General features: G+C 63.6%; 22 protein-coding genes. 9 read left to right on the top strand and 13 right to left on the bottom strand.

The features are described 5' to 3' along the window. The first annotated feature begins 8 nt into the window (after positions 1 to 8). The 5 genes from LC062_RS12100 to LC062_RS12080 are packed head-to-tail and all read left to right on the top strand — an operon-like array spanning position 9 to position 3,514. The gene (locus LC062_RS12100; RefSeq protein WP_224911291.1) at positions 9 to 530 is read left to right on the top strand and encodes a phage tail protein; all 522 of its coding nucleotides are present in this window, start codon (positions 9 to 11) and stop codon (positions 528 to 530) included. 51 nt (positions 531 to 581) lie between these two features. Then, entirely contained in the window at positions 582 to 1,100 is a 519-nt protein-coding gene (locus LC062_RS12095; RefSeq protein WP_224911290.1) for a phage tail protein, read from the top strand. A gap of 12 nt (positions 1,101 to 1,112) precedes the next feature. Further along, positions 1,113 to 1,640 carry a phage tail protein gene (locus LC062_RS12090; protein WP_224911289.1) on the top strand — a complete coding sequence of 176 codons (528 nt, stop codon included), beginning with the start codon at positions 1,113 to 1,115 and terminating at the stop codon, positions 1,638 to 1,640. Between the two features lie 43 nt (positions 1,641 to 1,683). After that, complete coding sequence (locus LC062_RS12085) at positions 1,684 to 2,961, top strand: hypothetical protein (protein ID WP_224911288.1); 1,278 nt, start codon at positions 1,684 to 1,686, stop codon at positions 2,959 to 2,961. A 1-nt stretch (position 2,962) separates the two neighbouring features. Then, positions 2,963 to 3,514, top strand: a complete 552-nt coding sequence (locus LC062_RS12080; RefSeq protein WP_224911287.1) for a GNAT family N-acetyltransferase — start codon at positions 2,963 to 2,965, stop codon at positions 3,512 to 3,514. 101 nt (positions 3,515 to 3,615) lie between these two features. On the opposite strand, the gene LC062_RS12075 is transcribed toward LC062_RS12080, so the two are convergent. Together LC062_RS12075 and LC062_RS12070 are read right to left on the bottom strand one after the other, a co-directional pair. Next, positions 3,616 to 3,918 carry a DUF6916 family protein gene (locus LC062_RS12075; protein WP_224911286.1) on the bottom strand — a complete coding sequence of 101 codons (303 nt, stop codon included), beginning with the start codon at positions 3,916 to 3,918 and terminating at the stop codon, positions 3,616 to 3,618. A 34-nt stretch (positions 3,919 to 3,952) separates the two neighbouring features. Continuing rightward, positions 3,953 to 4,393 (bottom strand): hypothetical protein, encoded by a 441-nt coding sequence (locus LC062_RS12070; RefSeq protein ID WP_224911285.1) that lies wholly within the window; start codon positions 4,391 to 4,393, stop codon positions 3,953 to 3,955. Between the two features lie 179 nt (positions 4,394 to 4,572). Between LC062_RS12070 and LC062_RS12065 the strand changes: the two genes are divergently transcribed. Further along, a complete protein-coding gene (locus tag LC062_RS12065) occupies positions 4,573 to 5,349 on the top strand; it encodes a SapC family protein (protein ID WP_224911284.1) in 777 nt (258 codons plus the stop codon). A gap of 93 nt (positions 5,350 to 5,442) precedes the next feature. Here the strand turns inward: LC062_RS12065 and LC062_RS12060 are convergent, their stop codons facing one another. The 10 genes from LC062_RS12060 to LC062_RS12015 all read right to left on the bottom strand — a co-directional run bounded on the left by LC062_RS12060 (position 5,443) and on the right by LC062_RS12015 (position 13,815). Next, positions 5,443 to 6,003: an invasion associated locus B family protein gene (locus LC062_RS12060; RefSeq protein WP_224911283.1), complete on the bottom strand. Its 561-nt coding sequence runs from the start codon at positions 6,001 to 6,003 to the stop codon at positions 5,443 to 5,445. Between the two features lie 115 nt (positions 6,004 to 6,118). Next, complete coding sequence (locus LC062_RS12055; RefSeq protein WP_224911282.1) at positions 6,119 to 6,652, bottom strand: dTDP-4-dehydrorhamnose 3,5-epimerase family protein; 534 nt, start codon at positions 6,650 to 6,652, stop codon at positions 6,119 to 6,121. After that, positions 6,652 to 7,893, bottom strand: coding sequence for a class I SAM-dependent methyltransferase (locus LC062_RS12050; RefSeq protein WP_224911281.1), 1,242 nt, complete (start codon positions 7,891 to 7,893; stop codon positions 6,652 to 6,654). The genes LC062_RS12055 and LC062_RS12050 overlap by 1 nt, the downstream gene beginning before the upstream one ends. Beyond that, a complete protein-coding gene (gene rfbG / locus LC062_RS12045) occupies positions 7,890 to 8,963 on the bottom strand; it encodes a CDP-glucose 4,6-dehydratase (protein ID WP_224911280.1) in 1,074 nt (357 codons plus the stop codon). Before rfbG ends, LC062_RS12050 begins: the two co-directional genes overlap by 4 nt. 3 nt (positions 8,964 to 8,966) lie before the next feature. Then, entirely contained in the window at positions 8,967 to 9,737 is a 771-nt protein-coding gene (gene rfbF / locus LC062_RS12040) for a glucose-1-phosphate cytidylyltransferase (protein ID WP_224911279.1), read from the bottom strand. Between the two features lie 119 nt (positions 9,738 to 9,856). Continuing rightward, on the bottom strand, positions 9,857 to 10,927 hold the full coding sequence (locus LC062_RS12035) for a class I SAM-dependent methyltransferase (RefSeq protein WP_224911278.1): 1,071 nt from the start codon (positions 10,925 to 10,927) through the stop codon (positions 9,857 to 9,859). A 62-nt stretch (positions 10,928 to 10,989) separates the two neighbouring features. Continuing rightward, on the bottom strand, positions 10,990 to 11,826 hold the full coding sequence (locus LC062_RS12030; RefSeq protein ID WP_224911277.1) for a phytanoyl-CoA dioxygenase family protein: 837 nt from the start codon (positions 11,824 to 11,826) through the stop codon (positions 10,990 to 10,992). Continuing rightward, on the bottom strand, positions 11,823 to 12,548 hold the full coding sequence (locus LC062_RS12025) for a WbqC family protein (RefSeq protein WP_224911276.1): 726 nt from the start codon (positions 12,546 to 12,548) through the stop codon (positions 11,823 to 11,825). The genes LC062_RS12030 and LC062_RS12025 overlap by 4 nt, the downstream gene beginning before the upstream one ends. Beyond that, positions 12,545 to 13,066 carry a GNAT family N-acetyltransferase gene (locus LC062_RS12020; RefSeq protein WP_224911275.1) on the bottom strand — a complete coding sequence of 174 codons (522 nt, stop codon included), beginning with the start codon at positions 13,064 to 13,066 and terminating at the stop codon, positions 12,545 to 12,547. Before LC062_RS12020 ends, LC062_RS12025 begins: the two co-directional genes overlap by 4 nt. Before the next feature lie 5 nt (positions 13,067 to 13,071). Continuing rightward, the gene (locus LC062_RS12015; RefSeq protein ID WP_224911449.1) at positions 13,072 to 13,815 is read right to left on the bottom strand and encodes a cephalosporin hydroxylase family protein; all 744 of its coding nucleotides are present in this window, start codon (positions 13,813 to 13,815) and stop codon (positions 13,072 to 13,074) included. Between the two features lie 134 nt (positions 13,816 to 13,949). Here LC062_RS12015 and LC062_RS12010 point away from each other — a divergent pair, with 134 nt between their 5' ends. Beyond that, positions 13,950 to 15,086: a DegT/DnrJ/EryC1/StrS family aminotransferase gene (locus LC062_RS12010; RefSeq protein WP_224911274.1), complete on the top strand. Its 1,137-nt coding sequence runs from the start codon at positions 13,950 to 13,952 to the stop codon at positions 15,084 to 15,086. A 48-nt stretch (positions 15,087 to 15,134) separates the two neighbouring features. Here LC062_RS12010 and LC062_RS12005 read toward each other — a convergent pair whose 3' ends face one another. Next, positions 15,135 to 16,037: a glycosyltransferase family 2 protein gene (locus tag LC062_RS12005; protein WP_224911273.1), complete on the bottom strand. Its 903-nt coding sequence runs from the start codon at positions 16,035 to 16,037 to the stop codon at positions 15,135 to 15,137. A gap of 195 nt (positions 16,038 to 16,232) precedes the next feature. Between LC062_RS12005 and LC062_RS12000 the strand changes: the two genes are divergently transcribed. Further along, positions 16,233 to 17,399 carry a glycosyltransferase family 61 protein gene (locus tag LC062_RS12000; protein ID WP_224911272.1) on the top strand — a complete coding sequence of 389 codons (1,167 nt, stop codon included), beginning with the start codon at positions 16,233 to 16,235 and terminating at the stop codon, positions 17,397 to 17,399. A 161-nt stretch (positions 17,400 to 17,560) separates the two neighbouring features. After that, the gene (locus LC062_RS11995) at positions 17,561 to 18,085 is read left to right on the top strand and encodes a DUF2938 domain-containing protein (RefSeq protein ID WP_224911271.1); all 525 of its coding nucleotides are present in this window, start codon (positions 17,561 to 17,563) and stop codon (positions 18,083 to 18,085) included. Positions 18,086 to 18,151: the final 66 nt, after the last annotated feature.

The raw sequence follows: 18,151 nt of genomic DNA, 5'->3' as shown, positions 1-18,151 counted from the left end.
AACACCGTATGTCCGAGCCATTCCTCGCCGAAGTCCGGATGGTGGGTTTTAATTTCCCACCACGTGGCTGGGGCTTTTGCGATGGGCAGATCCTGCCCATCAACCAGAACCAGTCGCTTTATTCCCTGCTGGGGACGACCTATGGCGGCGACGGGCGCACCACTTTCGCCCTCCCCGACCTGCGCGGACGCACCCCGATCCATGTGGGGCGCAGTGACGGAGGAAGCGAACATCGGCTGGGCCAAAAGAGCGGCGAGGAAACCCACACGCTCAGTCCCAATGAGATGCCGCAGCACGATCATATCGCCTATGCCTCCAACACGCCGGCCAATCACATTCTGCCAGGCGGTCACATCCTGGCGGCGACGCCAGACCTTTACACCCCGTCCTCATCGGCGGCATCGCGCCAAGCCCTCAGTTCCGCAACACTGACCCATGTCGGCGGCAGCCAGGCGCATGAGAATATGCAGCCTTATCTGGCCGTCAATTTCTGCATCGCCCTCCAGGGCCTGTTCCCCTCACGCAACTGATCCCCACGACAGAACGACCGATCCCTTTGAAGGCTTGGGAGGGCCACCTGAATGTCCGAACCCTTTGTCGGTGAAATTCGCATGTTCGCGGGGAATTTCGCCCCTCGCGGATGGGCCTTTTGCGACGGGCAACTGCTCGCTGTCTCACAGAACGACGCCCTGTTCTCCCTGCTTGGCACCATTTACGGCGGCGACGGGCGCACCACCTTCGGGCTTCCGGACCTGCGCGGGCGCATCCCGATCCATGCCGGCCATGGGCCGGGCCTGTCGGAACGGCGCCTGGGAGCCAAGGGCGGTGCGGAGAACGTGACCCTCACGGTCAATCAGCTCGCCTCGCATGGCCACACCTACAATGCGATGACCGACATGGCCACCGTCAGTTCGCCGCAAAATACCCTGATCGGTGAAAGCCCCACCGTCGCCATCTTCACCGACGCCTCCCCCACCGATCAGTTCGCCAGCAGCGCCATCACCAACACCGGCGGCAGCCGCTCGCATACCAACCTGATGCCGTATCTGTGCGTGAATTTCATCATCGCGCTGTTCGGCATCTATCCCAGCCGGCATTGAGGGAGACCCGCCATGTCTGAACCCTTCATTGCGGAGATCCGCATCTTCGCTGGCAATTTCGCTCCCAGAAGCTGGGCATTCTGCAACGGTCAACTGTTGCCCGTTGCCCAGAATACGGCGCTGTTCTCGCTGATCGGCACCACCTATGGCGGCGACGGCCGCACCACCACCGCCTTGCCGAACCTTGAAGGGCGCGCGCCGATGCATCCCGGCCGGGGCCCCGGGCTGACCTCCCGGCGCCTGGGTCAGCGCGGCGGCGTCGAGACGGTGACCTTGACCGAAGCGCAGATGCCCCAGCACCGGCACACGATGCGCGCGGACTCGTTCCGCGCCTCGTCTCAGGTGCCCTCTGCCAACCAGGTCCCGGCCCAGTCGATGGGCGGCCTCGCCTATCAAACCGACACGAGCAGCAACCTTGTCCCCATGGAGGATGCCGCGGTGCTGCCCGCCGGCGGGTCACAGCCCCACAACAACCTGCAGCCGTTTCTGGCCATCAATTTCATCATCGCGTTGCAGGGGCTCTATCCCTCCCGCGGTTGAGTGCGGCCCCGCCACGACACGATTTTCGCACAGGAGCGCGATCATGAGCGATGCCGAGAGAACTGAAATCGAGCTGGAAGAGGACGCGTTCCTGCCGCAGGGCGCGCCAGCGGAAACGCCCTTCGCCGAGCTTTCGCGGCTGATGGTGATCGCCATCGACGTGAATGCCGGGGATACGCTCTCCTGGAACGCCCAGCCGGCGCCGAACGGGGCATGGACCACGCAATGGACCCGGATCAACGACACCGCCTACAGCGTGCTGGCAAGCGGTGCCACCTTGGATGGCCGGGTGGCCATGGTGGCCCAGACCAAGGCCTCAACCGACGTCCAGTACATCGATGAAGCGCCAGCAGCACCGGATGGCGTACAACGCTGGAATGCACCGGTCAGTCTCGGCCTGCCGGCCGGTTGCGGCGGCTTTGCCCAGCTTGCCATGACCGTCAACGCCGGCGGTCGGGTCGCGGTCTTCGGCGTCGACGATGCGACCGGCGCGGTCTGGTGGATCTACCAGAACCCGGACCGGATCGTCGAGAGGACCATCGAGCAGGTCCCGCCGGGGCAAACCGACCCGATCACCATTACCGTCCATGAAGCCGCACCGCCTGAGACACCCTGGAGCGACTGGCAATCCCTTGGCACCGACACCCCGGTGTCCCGCATCACCCTGGGCAACAATGCCGACGGGCGCGTGCTGATCGCGGCCATCGGCCCCGAGGCAGAGGACAAGCAGGTCTACGTCAACCAGCAGAAGACCGACGTCTCCCTGAAGGTGACGGACTGGACCGGCTGGCAGCGCCTCGACACCAGTGCAAGCGGCGGCGCCACCTCCGCGCCGGCTGTGGTTCTCGATAAGGAAGGTGCGGTCAACATCTTCATGATCGGGGCCCTTGCCCAGGTCGTGCAGATCCGGCAACAGCCGCCGGGAGAGGCAACCTGGTCGACCTGGGCGCGGCTTGGCATGACCGGCGTTCCGCTGGTCGCGCTGACCGCCTCTTTCAATGCCGCCTCTCGTCTCGTCCTTGTCGCAATCGACGAGAACAAGGGGGTGCATGGCAATGTGCAGATCGACCCGCTCTTCCAGCAGTGGATCGGCTGGGAACAGATCGGCGTAGCCTCCGGTTTCGGCGAGATCGCCATGGACTACAATGCGGATGGCCGGCTGACGCTCTTCCAGCGGGTCGATGCCAACGCCGATCTGCAGTGCCTCTCACAATACACGGTCGATTCCACCAGTTGGGAAGCCGGGTGGGACACGCTGGCGCAGGGCGGCATCGGCTCCTTTGGCGTGGTACGGGACCTGACCCCGCCACAGACCGGCTGAGATGCCCGCCGACGCGCTCGCCATTCCGGGCGGCACCGCTGGCCGGCGCCGCCTGCCTTCCCTGCCGCGTGCGCGGGCGCGCGGTCTGCGGTTTCGCCGTATCCAGGAAGCCGATCTTCCGTTCCTCAGCCTGCTTTACGGATCGACCCGGGCGGAGGAGCTCGCGCCCCTTCCCTGGAGCGAGGCCGAGAAATCGGCCTTTCTCGACATGCAGTTCCGGGCACAGCACAGCCATTACATGGCGCATTACCCGGATGCGGACTGGCTCCTTGTCGAGTGGCGGCAAGAGCCGGCGGGACGGCTCTACCTGGAACGCTGGCCCTCGGAAATTCGCATCATCGACATCGCCCTTCTGCCAGAGGCCCGTGGGCAGGGTCTTGGCGAAGCGATGATGCGGGACGTGATGACGCTGGCGACGCGCGCTGGCCTCGGCGTCGGCATCCATGTGGAGCACAACAACCCGGCGATGCGTCTCTATCACCGTCTCGGCTTCACCAAGCGGGAGGACAAGGGTGTCTATCACCTGATGCGCTGGGATCCGGCGCCGCGCTGATGCCGCGTGGATCGCACAGCCCATAAGGAAACCGGCCGCCCCCCTCAGTCGCCGATCCTCAGACATGACGGCCGGTTTGGTCTCTTACGGCAATGGCCGCGTCAGCCGAAGACCGCCTCATAGAGCCGGCCACCGGCGTCCTCGCCAACCGGCACCAGAAAGATCTCCAGTGGTTTCATACCCTCGAACTCAAGACAGTGAACCGCCTGGTCGACGACCGGTTCGGCAGGCCCCCGAAACACCACCGAAAACGCACCGCCGTTCCTCTGTGACTGACCCATTTTCGTGATCTCGGTGATTTCAAGCGGCATGGTTTCGCCGCCGGCGGCCAGATGCAGTTTGCGGTCGCGGCGCGTTTCGAAATCCTCCTTCGTCAGGATCTCAAGGGCAGGCCAGTCGTTCATGCAAGTCGCTCCCTTAAACCTTCTGCCTGTGATGTTACTCGGTCGCCGTCGGATCATTCGCGGCCTGGCGCCGACGAAGGATCCGGGGGATCGGGAAGGTACCGAAACCCAGATCGATCGCCCCCCGGCCCGTTGCCGAAGACGAGACATTCATCGTCGACGCCACCGCCTCAGCCGCGGGGCTGTTCAGAACCGAGCCATCGTGAATGGCGGCCAGGGTCCTATCCACCACCGCCTCGAAGCCCCCCTGCCGCAGCGCCCCGAGCATGAGCAGCGTGTTCGCCGCCGCACCGGCAAAACCCCACCGACATCCCTCGAAGTGACACCCCGACAACACCGGCGGCACGCCGCCTTCGTAGACCATGTGACAGCGGATAAAAACGCAGCCGTGGAAAGCACCGCCATCCAGCAGGACTTCCCGATCCTGGAAGGTTACGCCCCGATGCGGGGCCCGACCGGTCGTGTCAACTGTCATGCCTGCTCCTGATGCACCGTCTGCGCACGCGCAAGGCGCACAGCCCTTGGGCGGAGCGCCGATACCGCGCATTGCCTGTACCCGCCACTCTAGGCAACTTGACGTTGGAACTGTACAAAAAGTTTCCGAAGCACCGGCCATCGCCCCCCCCCTATTTTGCAAATGAGGAATTGGACACCATGACGCAATCTTCTGCCGGAACCGGCGCATCGCGCACAGACGGCGCGGCCCCCTCCGGGCTGCCGCTCTTCTACCAAGCCCCTGAGCCGGTGCGCGCGGATCGGCATGGTGATCTGGCGCTGGACACCCGGCCCAACTTCGATTTTGCCCGCGGATGTCACGCGGTGCCGATCAATGCGGTGGAATTCGCCCCGGCCGCGCGCCACTATCCGATCGTCTTCGCTGCCAACACCACCCCACCGGCGGCCATCGCCGTGCTCGGCCTGCGGCGCGACCAGAATGTTTTCGTAGACGCCGATGGGGCCTGGAAAGACGATGTCTACGTGCCCTCCTACGTGCGCCGCTATCCCTTCATCCTCGCGCGCAACGACGCCTCCACGGAATTCGCGCTGTGCATCGATGCGCGGAGCGGCAAGCTGAGCAAGAAGGGCGACACGGCGCTGTTCGAAAAGGGCGAGCCGACCGAGGCGACCCGCAAGGCGCTGGAGTTTTGCGGGGCCTATCAGCGCGAAGCACGGGAAAGCGAGGCGGTTCTGGCAAAACTGGCCGAGCACGACCTGCTGGTGCCGAACGAGGGCCGCTTCACCCTGCCTTCGGGCGAAGTGCTGACGGTGGCCGATTTCCAGATCGTCGACGAGAACCGGCTGAACGCCCTATCGGATGAGGCGTTCCTTGACCTGCGCAAGGCGGGCGCCCTCAGCGCGATCTACTGCCACCTCATCTCGATGCGTAACTGGCCGGACCTGATGCGCCAGATCGCGGCCAAGGCCGCCTGAAGAAGCCTGCAGACAAAACGCGAGGGCGGCGAGAATCATCGCCCTCGCAGGGGGCCGGGCCTCAGCCCGGTCGCGGGAAGGACGCGAACGGGGTCAGTTCGTCGCCGCCTTGCCCAGTTGCGAATAAGCGGCGGTGAAGCCGATCAGGGTGACCGGCACCGCCAGGTCCTGTCGCTGTGCCGTCTTGAAGGCAATCTTCAGGGTTTCGCCCTTTTTCATCGACGCGAGCAGGTCGTCGGTGATCGCCATGCCCGCATAGGCACCATTGGCATCGCTGGTCTGGATCACCATCGGCGCCGGCTTGCCGTCGTCAACCTGAATCGAGGCTCCGGCGGGCAGGAACACGCCATGCGGCAGCGCCAGCACCAGCGCATGGTTCGGCGCCTTGTCGCGCGGCTCCACCACCACGGTCAACAGCCGCTGCCCGGTCTTCTGCATGACGATGTTCTGCAAAGCGCGGCATTGCTTCGCCTTGCCCTCCTTGGCCTCGGCGCATTGCACGACCCAGTTCGGGGCCGGCTCACCAGCGGGCTTGGCCGGGCTTTCCGACTGCGCGGCGGCCGGGCCGGCAAGAGCCAGAAGCAAAGGCGCCGCGAGAAGCGCAGTGAGGCGCGAACGGGCAAATCCACGAAAGAGTGAAAGCGCTGACTGCATCAGATCGTCCATATGTCTTGAGGAAAAATACAATTTACGGTCGATGGTACGTTGCCCGGCAATACGGGGTCAACGCACTGGCATGATCAATGCACATGGGACCTGCGCCCCACCTTTATCCGACAAACAGAGGCCACTCCTGGTCGGCCCTGGAGATCGAGACCGGCGCCGCCGGCCAGTCGATCGCAAAGGCCGGGTCGTCGTAGCGAATGCCGGCGGCATGTCCCGGCTCATAGGGGCGCCCCATCTGGTAGAGAACGCCGGTGTCATCCTCCAGGGTCAGGAAGCCATGGGCGCAGCCTTCGGGAATGAACAGGCCGCGCAGGTTATCCGCCGACAGCTCGAACGCCTGCCAACGGCGATAGCTCGGGCTGTCCGGGCGAAGATCCAGCACAACGTCGTGGATCGCACCGGTCACCACCCGCACGAACTTGGCCTCGGCCCGTGGCGGCGCCTGGAAATGCAGCCCGCGCAAGGTGTGGCGCAGCGTATTGGTCGACAGGTTGATCTGGCTGGGAGTGAAGGCAATCCCCGCCTTGGCAAAGGCCTCAGGACAGTAAAGCCGAGCAAAGCCGCCACGCTCGTCCCGGTGAGCGCCGGTTTCCACCAGCACCACATCCTGCAGGTCGGTCGCCTGGAAGCTCAGCATCACAAGATCCGGGTCTCGGGCACGGCGGTGACGAACCGGGTTCCGCCCTGTTCCAACTCGCCCAACTGGGCACGGATCTCATCCGCCAGGTTCCACGGCAGGATCACTACATAGTCCGGGCGGGAGGCGATCAGTTCCGCCGGATCGACGATCGGCACATGGCTGCCCGGCAGCAGCTTGCCCTGCTTGGCATGGCTGCGGTCGGCGACCATGGTGATCTCCTCCGCCGTCACCCCGCACACATTGAGGAAGGTGTTGCCCTTGGCTGCTGCGCCATAGGCGGCAACCGTGCGCCCCTCTGCGCGCGCCGTGTCCAGAAAGGCCCGGAAACTCTCGCAGCAGGCCCGGATTTTTTCCGGGAAACCGGCATAGCCGGCCAGCGTGTCGAGCCCGGCGGCCCGTTCGGCGGCGCGGATGGCCGCAACGCCCGGCTGCTCCGCATGGCCCGCCTCCTTGCGGCAGGCGAAGACCCGCAGGGACCCGCCATGGGTCGGCAGTTCCTCGGCGTCGAAGACGCGCAAGCCCGCCTTGTCGAACACCCGCTCCACCGCCAGCAGGCTGAGGTAGGAGAAATGCTCGTGATAGATCGTGTCGAACTGCACGAGATTGATCAGGTTCAGAAGATGCGGGAACTCGAAGGTCGCCACGCCCTCCGGCGTCAGCACTTCGGTGAACCCGCAGGCAAAGTCGAGAATATCCGGAACATGGGCGAGCACATTGTTGGCCGCCGTCAGATCCGCGCGGATCCCTTCCGCCGCAAGCTTCTGGCCGAAGGCTTTGCCGAAATACTCGATGCGGGTGTCGATGCCCTTGGCAATCGCCGCGTTTGCCGTACTGGCGGTGGGCTCGACGCCCAGAACCGGCACCCCAGCCGCCTTGAAGTGCTGCAACAGATAGCCGTCGTTGCTGGCAACCTCGATCACCCGGGAAGACGGGCCAAGACCGAAACGCGCCCGCATGGCCTCCGCATACCGGCCGGCATGAGCGACCCAACTGTCCGAATAGGACGAAAAGTAAGTGTAGTCCGCACCGAAAATATCGGCGTGGCGTACCACCTCGTCCGCCTGAACGAGAAAGCAGGAGCCACACACCCGTACGACCAGCGGATGCGCCGTGTCCCGGCCGGCGGCAACGTCGGCCTCGGTGACATAGGAATTGGACAACGGCGTTTCGCCAAGATCGGCGAACAGGGTGTCGAGGGGCGCGCCGCAGAACCGGCAGGCGGGAGAGTTTGCAGTCATTGCGATTGGCCTGCGTTTTTCAGGAAACTGTCGATCTGGCTCAGGGTTTGCGCGCGCATGTCGCCTCTTTCCGCACAGGCGCGATACCAGTCCGCCGTCCAGGCGGACAGGCGCGCACCGGCAAGATGATCCGTCCAGCCCAGAAGCGCGCGCGCCCGGCTGGTATCCAGGGTCAGCTTGGCCATCTCCCGCGGACCGGCGTCGGCAGCCTGCGCCCAGTCACTGCCCGGCCGGATGGCGGAGAGAATGTCCTCGGCGATCTCGCGCACGGTCCGGCCCTTGCTGTCCGCCGGGCCGAAGTTGAGCGACAGCGGCACACCGCCCTCACCCGCCAGCGCCTCGATGTAAAGCAGATAACCGTTCAGGCAATCGAGCACATGCTGCCAGGGCCGGGTCGCTCCGGGATTGCGCAACTGCAACTCCTGATCGTCCCGCACCGCGCGCCAGATATCCGGCACGATCCGATCCTGAGAGAAATCGCCGCCACCAATCACATTGCCGGCCCGGGCGCTTGCCAGGCGGATGCCATGGTCGGCGGCGAAGCAGTCGCGCCAGCTCGCGGTGAGGATTTCACAGGCCGCCTTGGACGCCGAGTAGGGGTCATGGCCGCCGAGCGGATCTTCCTCGATGAAGGGCCGCCCGGTCTCGTCGTTGCGGTAGACCTTGTCGGAGGTGATCACCAGAACGACCGGCGGATGGCCAAGCGGCTTCAGGGCTTCCAGCAGATGCAGCGTGCCATCCACGTTGGTCTGCCAGGTTTCAACCGGCTCGGCATAGGACCGGCGCACCAGGGCCTGGGCCGCCATATGCAGCACAATGTCTGGACGTGCCTCGGTCAGCGCCGCGGAAAGCCCGGCGCGATCGCGGATGTCGCCGATCCGGCTGTCGATGCCCTTGTCGCAACCGGCGAGGGCAAAGAGGCTTTCCGTGCCTTCCGGCGCGAGCGCATATCCGGTCACTTCGGCACCGAGACGGGCAAGCAACAGGGAAGCCCAGGCTCCCTTGAAACCGGTATGGCCGGTCAGGAAAACGCGCTTTCCCCGCCAGAAATCAGGATTGGGTGCGGTCACGGGCTACCAGACCTTCCAGGGCGCCTTGCCGCCCTGCCAGAGCTGTTCCAGGTGGTTCTTGTCGCGCAAGGTGTCCATCGGATGCCAGAAACCGTCATGGCGCCAGGCCATCAGCTCGCCGGAGCTGGCGAGTTCCATCAGCGGCTCACCCTCAAAGGAGGTCTGCGGGCCGTCGATCAGATCGATCACATCACGATTGAGAACGAAGAAGCCCCCATTGATCCGGGCGTTGTCCCCCGGCGGCTTCTCGGTGAAACGGTCGACCCGGTTGCCGGTCATTTCCAGCGCGCCATAGCGGCCCGGCGGGATGACACTGGCCACGGTTGCCCGCTTGCCGTGCGATTTGTGGAAGGCCACCTCGCTGGCGATGTCGATATCGGCAACGCCATCGCCATAGGTCAGGCAGAAGGGCTCATCGGCATCGAGATAATCGGCAACCGCCTTGACCCGGCCGCCGGTCAGCGTGTCGGCGCCGGTTTCCACCAGGGTGACGCGCCAGGGCTCGGCGGTGGTCTGGTGATAGATGATCTCGCCGCTGCGCGCATCGATGGTGACATCGGAGGCATGCAGCACGTAATTGGCGAAATACTCCTTGATCATGTAGCCGCGATAGCCGAGGCAGATCACGAAATCGGAGATGCCATTGGCCGCGAAGATCTTCATCACGTGCCAGAGGATCGGCCGTCCGCCGATCTCGATCATGGGTTTGGGCCGAAGATGGCTTTCTTCGGAGATCCGGGTTCCGAGACCTCCGGCGAGAATAACGGCTTTCATGAACTCTTGAGCCCCGCGCCCGCTGTGGGATGTTCAGGATGACAGCGCCGATCTTATAGGGACCGGCGCCGCCCATGACAATGCAGGGCAACGTGACCAATGCTTGGCGGCACTGTCGCTTACCCGTTGAGATAGACGATCCGCGCCCCGTCCGGCTTCCAGGCGGCGTCGGCAGGCAGAATGCGCCGCGCATGATCCGGATTGAGCCCTGCGAAAATCAGCTCGACCCCGACCGGGCATGCCTCCGGGGTCAACACCGGGCAACCAATATGCTCAGTTCCCTGCAAATGCGGATTTCGGTCAAGAAAACAAACCGGTTTCTCCGAAAAGCGGCTGGCGATCAGCGTGCCATAGAAGCCTGCGCCATAGATCGCAAATGTCTTGCCATCGATCTGAGCTGCATCAATGCTCGACAGAGCATGCTCCCAATTCTTCAGCAAATCCCGCACGGTTTCAGCGCATGATGCCGCGCCGGTCGCCGGACCAAGCGTCTCCCCATTCAGAGCCGGTGTCGCCAACACCACATGGGCGCCGCGAAACTGATCCTGGCGGATCGCTAGCGGCCGCAATCCGGCGCGGTGCAAAGCTTCCGTCAGACTGGAGGTGGTGAAATGATTGAGATGGTCGGCCACGAGCAAGTCGCCGGAGTTGCCGACCGGATCAGGCACGGTGAAGAACAACCGCCCACCCGGCGCAAGACAGGCGCGCAGCTCCGCCAGAATGCCGACCGGATCGGTCACATGTTCCAGCACGAAATGCGCCGTGATCAGATCGAAACGCCCGGACCAGGCCTCAGGCAAACGATAGGTGGCCTGATCGGCAACATCCACCCAGCCATTCCAGTGCTCACGATAGTCCTCGGACACGTCGAAAACATGAGGATGCAGGTCCGGCCTCTGCTTGAGAACCGCACGCAGGGTGGTCGCCTTGGCGGCGCCGAAATCCAGAACCTTCGCACCATCCGGCAGATCAAGGCCCAGAACGAGCGACGCCTGATGTCCGGTTCGAAACACCGGACCATCGTCGCGCTGTTCATAGAGCTGATCGTGTTCGTCGGATTGCAACGAGATCCGGTACTCGCGATCGTAGAACGCCTGCACATCCGGCAGATCCGGTGATTGCACATGCGCACAAGCATCGCAGACGAACACCTCGGTCGGCGTTGCGATCAGGGTTGACAGCGATGTCATCGCCGGTGCCGGCGCGGCATAGGCCGGCGCCGGCATCTCGGTTTTGCAAATGCGGCATTGAGTCATCGGGAGGCCACCAGTTCCGGCAGGACTGTCGCAAAGCTTTGCCCCGCAGCAAACGAGCCTTTCCAGCTCAGCTTCTCGCCGAGCGGATCGGCATAGTTGAAATACCGGAACTGCATCGACCAACGCGGAATATCAGAACGGTTTTGCCCGGATTGATGCAAGGTGAGGAAATCCATCAAAATGAGGTCACCAGGTTCGGTCAGCGGCGCAGCGTGCTGATAGCGGGCAAGCCGTTCCTCTTCCCGGTCGAGACGCAGCGCATAGGCGCCGGTCTTGCCCACGCCGCCGTCATCCTCCCACACCGGGACAATGCCTTCCTTGTGGGAGCCGACCGCCAGTTCCACCGGTCCCAGTTCCGGAAAGACGGGGATCAGTGGCGACCAGAACACAATGCCATCCGGGCTGCGCAACTGGGCGGGAAACTCCTGATGCCAGGGCGCACGGAACTTCGCTTCTCCCGGTGCATCGATGCGGATGCCGTAGCCGCCTGCCGCCAATCCGGGAACCGCGCCCGGGCGCAGGGCCGCGAACAGCTCTGAATTGCGCGGATCGCTGACAAGACTCATGAAGGCCGGTATCTGCTTCACCGCATCATAGACTTCCCCACCCCAGGCACGGCTGGCGGCGGCAAGGGCAAGGTATCCCGGACCGAGCGCGTCCTCGACCGTCGCGGTCGGTGCATCGACGCCATACTTGCGGCACAGCGCCTCGATGATCCAGCGAGCGCCCTGCCGGACCGGCTCGACCTGTTTTGCGGGGTCGTAGAAACCACGGATAATGGTATATCCGTCCTTGCGGAAGGCGTCCGCGTGCGCTGCAATATCCTTGGTCACAATCCGGTTTCCTTACGATCCTTGAACTGACGCCAGCCTAACGTCGCAGGGCACAAATGGGTAGCCGCCTCCTCAGCGGGAAGACTGGCAAGCAGATCGAGACACGTGACGTAGGGCGTAAAAGGCGCTGGCGACTGCGGCCATGGCCGCGGCGCATAGTCCATGTAGGACACGGCAATACCGGCAGCCTCGAAGGCCTCATGGTCGAGATAAGACAACGCGCCATGCCCGGTGATGTATTCGGTTCCGCCGACCGCCTGCACAAGACGCAGGACCCGGTCCCACGAGCGACCATCGACGCCCATTTTCGAGGACCGCAATCGCCGCACCGGCAACACATCCAACTTTGCAGCTGGAGCCTCCGCACTGGCGATCAGCGTCTCGACGAGAGCAGCGTCGAAGGGCAACCCATCGAACAGGTCCAGCACCGCATTCGCGTGAGGCCGGTCACGCAAGGCCTGCAGCAGAAGCGCGCGGTGGGCTCGGTGCCAATCAGCCTTTGCGGGAACGAGCTCGTGAATGGCACGATGGCTTCCCTTTCCCTCGAGCGCAATCGACAGCCATTTCATGCCGGCGTCGGTCTTGACCTGCACCCGATTGGTGAAGCTGCCCTTGGAAAACTGCGCGTCGTCCAGCCAGATATAGACATCCGCGAGGGCCATTTGCGCCAGAAACCCGGCCCAGGGAAGGTACATCGGCTGGGAAATGACCACCCGCGTCATGCCGACGTCTCCAGACAGGCTTCCATCAAATGAACGTCATGCCACTGCGTGCCGTCAAAATAGTGGCGTCGCATGGTTCCAACGGCCCTGAATCCGGCATTCTCGTAGATCCTGCAGGCGGCCGTATTGTCCGCCCGCACTTCAAGCATCACCTTGCGCAATCCCATCTCGCTACGCGCATAGGCCAGCGCTGCGGCGACGGCAGCACGCCCATAGCCGTGTCCCCAGCACTTGCGGGAAATGGCGATACCGAAATACGCATGGCGCCCACGCCGGTGCACTTGCGCGAATTGCACATAGCCAACCATCGCATTGCTCGAAGTGGCGACGGTCAGAACAATGCAATCGGGATCCTGACGCTTGCGGTCTAGCCACCCCTCAACGTCAATGGCTGCCCCGCCGCCTGGATAGGCAAGCAGGCTATGCTGGATATCGGCGTCCGACCGGATCTCCGCGAAACCGCTGATATCGGCTTGCGTCGGCAAGCGCAGACTGACAGCCACATGACGATCCAGCATTGCGTCTATCGCCTTACGATGTACCCGCCCGGTGACGAGGACATCACGAGCTTGCCATTCAGCTCTTCATCGATCTCGAACATATCGGTCTCGTCCATGTACATGCGCAGGGCCGTCAGCGGCTCGTTGCCCTTGTACCAGATCTTCGAACGCTTCGTCGGCGCGCGATCCGCATCCAGGTGACCGACGGCGGTATCGGCGACCACCATGTAGCACCCCTTGGTGACAAGCGGCCCATAGGCGCGCAGTTCGGCCAGTACATGGTCGCGGGAATGATCTGAATCGAGCACCACCATGACTGATGCCCCCGGCGGGATCATCTCGCGCACACGGGCCAGCGTGTCCTCACCGACAGAGGAGCCTTCGACAAGTTCGATCCGCTTCGACATCGGGTGGCTTTCGATGCTGTCGCGATTGTGCGCACGAATGTCGATATCGACACCGATGACCTTGCCCTTGCCGAGCATCTCGAGCAGCGACGCCATGAAGATCACCGATCCGCCCCGGGCAACACCGGTTTCGATGATCACATCCGGCTTGGTCGCCCAGATCACTTCCTGGGTCGCCATCACATCGGCCGGGAACTGGATGATCGGCACCCCCATCCAGCTCCAGAGGTAGGAGTAGTCATAGGTATCGAGCGCGACCATCGTATCGAGGCTCTTCTCGAAGACGGCCGTATCCTTGCCCAGCGCCACGGACTGGCGACGCTTGTTTTCCTCGAACTCCGCGCGATCGTCTTTCACCAGCTTGTCCTTCCTGAAATTTGCGCGAACCTAGCCGCGAACGAAGGCAAGGCCAAGGTCAAAATTGGTCGATTGCGCGGGATGCGTGGCCTATGGCACAAGCAGGTATCCCATATGCGAGGAGCCTTGAAGCCCATATGTCCATCGCAGACGATTTCCTGCCCGTTGCCGGACCTTCCATCACAGATCGGGAGGTGGCCTATGCAGCTGATGCGGCTCGCAATGCCTGGTATCAGAATCACAACGCCTTCAACGCCCGTTTCGAAGCCCTGTTCGCCGAGACTGTCGGAGCCAAGCACGCAGTCAGCCTGCCCCATTGCACGGCCGCCATCCACCTGGCACTTGCCGCGCGCGGCATCGGCCCGGGAGACGAGGTGATCGTTCCGGACGTCACCTGGATCGCATCAGTGGCTCCAGTGAGCTATGTCGGCGCAACACCGGTGTTCGTCGACAGTCTCAAGGAGACATGGTGTATCGATCCGGACGCCGTCGTTGCTGCGATCACGGACAAGACCCGGGCGATCATCGCTGTCGACCTCTACGGCTCCATGGCCGACTGGCAGCGCCTGCGCGCCATCGCCGACGCGCATGACCTGTTCCTCCTGGAGGATTCCGCCGAAGCCCTGGGATCAACCTATGCCGGACAGCAGGCCGGAAGCCTTGGCGATATCGGCGTGTTCTCCTTTCACGGCTCAAAGACGGTGGCCACCGGCGAGGGGGGAATGCTGGTGACCAGCGACGACGCGCTGCATGCCCGCGTGATGACCCTGCGCGATCATGGCCGCCCGCCTGGCGACCGCTTCTTCCTCAACACGGAAGTGGCCTTCAAGTACAAGATGAGTGCGGTTCAGGCTGCCCTTGGCCTCGGCCAGATGGAGCGTTTCGACGAGCTGATCGCCCAGAAACGCCAGATCTTCGCCTGGTACCGGGACCGGCTCGCCAACCTGCAAGGCGTGGCCCTCAATACCGAGCCGGCCGGCACCAGCAATTCCTATTGGATGGTCACCATCGTGCCCGACGCCGACTACGGCCTCGACAAATTCGCCATCATGGAGGGCCTGAAAGCCCGCGGCATCGACTCGCGTCCATTCTTCACGCCGCTTTCGACCCTTCCTGCCTATGCGGAGCAACTGGAAAGCGCCCGGTTCCTGCCCTCAAATCCGGTTGGCCACGAGATTGCCCGGGTGGGGGTCAACCTGCCATCCGGCTATCACATGGACGAGGCCAAGGTGAACCGGGTGGCGGCGGCCCTGGAAGAAATCCTGCGTCGCTGAAGCACCTGCCGCGCATCAGCTCATAGCGGCTGATGCGCGAACCGGGGCTCAGCTCCTGCCAAGGGCTCCTGCCAGTTTCTTGCGCATGCGCAACTTCCAGACCCTCCAGGGCGAGGACCTCACGCGGAAATAGGCATATCGGTCGATCACCCGATTGAGGACAAAGCGCTCGAGCGGGCTCCATTCCCGCTCGTCCACGGCCTGCCGGCACAAGGGCCGGAATCGGGCAAGCGAGGCCTCCTTGTCGGCAAGCAGCTCATTGAGCGGCCGGCGCTGCTTAGGGGCGTTGAGTTGCCCTTTGCGTGCGCCGATCCGCTGGATGAAGCAGGCCTGATTGTCGCCAACCACCGCGTCATCAAGGATCACTCCGAGCAGAACCAAGTGGTCATTGGCCCAGCCGACCGGGTATTTTTCCCAGGTTTCGCGATAGTGGCGCCGCAGAGCGTCCGTGCGCCACAATCCGTAGATCCAGGAGGGGTGCGACAGAAACATGCGGCGTACGATGTTGAGAACGCGCGGACCGGGCCAGCGTTCCGGATAGCGGATTTCCTTCACCCGTCCCTTGCTTGGCTTGCGCGACTCCACGCGGGCAGCGGCCAGCACCGTTCCCGGCGTCTCGTCAAGGCGGGCGACCATGCGCTCAAGAAAGTCCGGCGAGGTCAGATCATCGTCGGCGCGCCACAGGAAGAACTCCGTGTCGGCGCGATCCAATGCATCAAGGAAGTTCTTCTCCGACCCGACATTGACCGGATTGCGATGAATGCGGAACCGCGCGTCCCGGGCGGCAAATTCCTCCGCAATTGCGACCGTCCGGTCGGTCGAGGCATTGTCATGGATGTTCACCACAAAATGCGGATAGGTCTGCGCCTCGATCGAGGCCAGGCACTCACGCATCAAGTCTTCGCCATTATAGACCGGAAGCCCGATCGTCACTCTCGGCGCCGCGTCCATTCCAAAGGTACCTCTTGATCTGTCTCATCCGCCCGCACCGCTGCGATGCGATCCGCCCACACGTGAGCCGGAGGTGTTCTTCGCACCCTCGCTGTGGCATGACAAGCCATCAGATAAGGGCCGTCCACGCTGAGCGGTCGGCCACATGCACTATCACCCGGCGCACATCGCCGCACAGAGGACACGCTGCCGCTGATGGCGCGCAAGAAATCAAAACTCCGACAGATCCTGAGCATCCGTCGGCTGCGCTGGTCCTTCATGCGCGGTGCGATCCGGCTCTGGCCACCGCTTGGACGGGCCTTTGCCTTCCCCTTGATCAGCCTTCGGGCGGTCGATTGTGCCGCCAAGGTGCTGGAAGACCGGCAGGAACTCTGGAAGATCGACGTCACACCCGAGGAAGTCCGCGATATCCTGCGTCCCTCGGCCGGCAACGACACCGGCGACACAAAGGGCAATGAGGCCGGCGAGACCGTCATGCGCCGGCAACTGGCACTGCTAGAGAACTGCGAGGTACTCGGTCACACCGGCACGATCTTCCGACCGCAGGAACAAGCACTCGTCAATCTCGACGGATCGCGGCCGAACTGGAATTTCAGCAAGCCCGCGCGGTTGCAGCGTCATCAGCTCGCCCCCGGGCGATACGTGCTGCTGCCCAACATGGGGCACTACTACCACCTTTTCGCCAATGACATCCTGCCGCTTCTCGCCGTGCTTGAAAACCGGTCGCCGGAGCTGCCGCTGACGGCCCTGGTTCCCACCGGCGGACATCCGGTGCAGCAACAGGCTTGCGACGCCCTTGTCAAAGCCTACCCCTGCCTCCGGGTCGAAGAGTTCGGCAAGTCCGAGCGGCTTTCCGGCGGAACGCTTGAGTGGATTGCCGCGCTCGGCGCCAACTACGAATGGATGCCGGTGACCCGGGACCTGGCCACCCAGCTGACCCGGATCCTGCGCAACGGCAACGGCGCCCCTCAGGACAGCACGCGCGCCAAACGGGTTTTCCTCGATCGCGGCACTGCCAAGCTCCGGCGCATGCGCGACGATGTGGCTGTTCGCGCGGTGCTCGACCGGCATGGCTATAGGCCCTTCATCGCCCACTACGGCAATTTCGCGGAACAGGTCGAGACCTTCCACGCCGCAGACCGGGTCGTCGCCGTGCATGGCGCCGGGCTCACCAACCTGCTGTTCTGCCGGCCGGGCACCCAGGTGGTGGAAATCTTTCCGGAGAACTTCGTCAAAAGCACCTATTTCTGGCTGAGCCGGCGGCTTGGCCTCGACTACCGCTATGTGATCGGCGGACCGGGCGACTACGACCAGACCTTTCAAGCGGGCGCCGAGGCGCTCGACATCAGGTTGCGGGACTGACTGACAGGCACGTTCGTCCTCCCGCCCTTTTTGCCCATGAGACAGCAAGCCCAGCTCTTCTCCGTTGACAGATGGCCCTCACCGCTTCATCATTCAACAAATCAATTGAATGATGAAGCGGTGAGCCTTGCCAAGGCCGGAGCACCCCGAAGGAGAGACAGGTGACGGGAAACTTGCTGCCGGGGATTTTCGCCGCCGTGGCGATTGGCGTTGGCGCCACGGCCTTCATGGACCTTTGGGCGCTCCTGCAAAAACGCCTGTTCGGCATTCCCGCGCTCGACTACCGGCTGGTGGGCCGCTGGATCGGCCACTTCCGGCACGGGCGCTTCATCCATGACGCCATCGGCAAGGCGGCGCCGGTTCCAGGCGAGGCCTTCCTGGGCTGGACGGCGCATTACGCCATCGGCGTTCTCTTTGCCGCCGTGCTGTTGCTGGTGTGGGGATCGGGATGGACGGTGCGGCCGACATTGGCTCCAGCGCTGATCATCGGTATCGGCAGCGTCCTGGCGCCGTTCCTGCTGATGCAACCAGGATTGGGCGCCGGCATCGCCGCATCACGAACGCCGAAGCCCTGGACCGCTCGGTCCCGCAGCCTGGTCGCGCATCTGTCCTTCGGCATCGGGCTCTATCTGAGCGGGTTGCTGCTGGCCGCTTCAGGGATCCTGCCTGCGGCAGCCGGCTCGTGAGCCCTCCCCCGAAATAAAATCCGCCACGGCCCGTTTGGGGCCGTGGCGGAAGAGACATGGAACCAC

Source organism: Stappia indica (assembly GCF_020177335.1).
GTDB classification, from domain to species: domain Bacteria; phylum Pseudomonadota; class Alphaproteobacteria; order Rhizobiales; family Stappiaceae; genus Stappia; species Stappia indica_B.
Note: the sequence above shows the minus strand (reverse complement) of the source record. Positions and strands in the feature narration are given on the sequence as shown.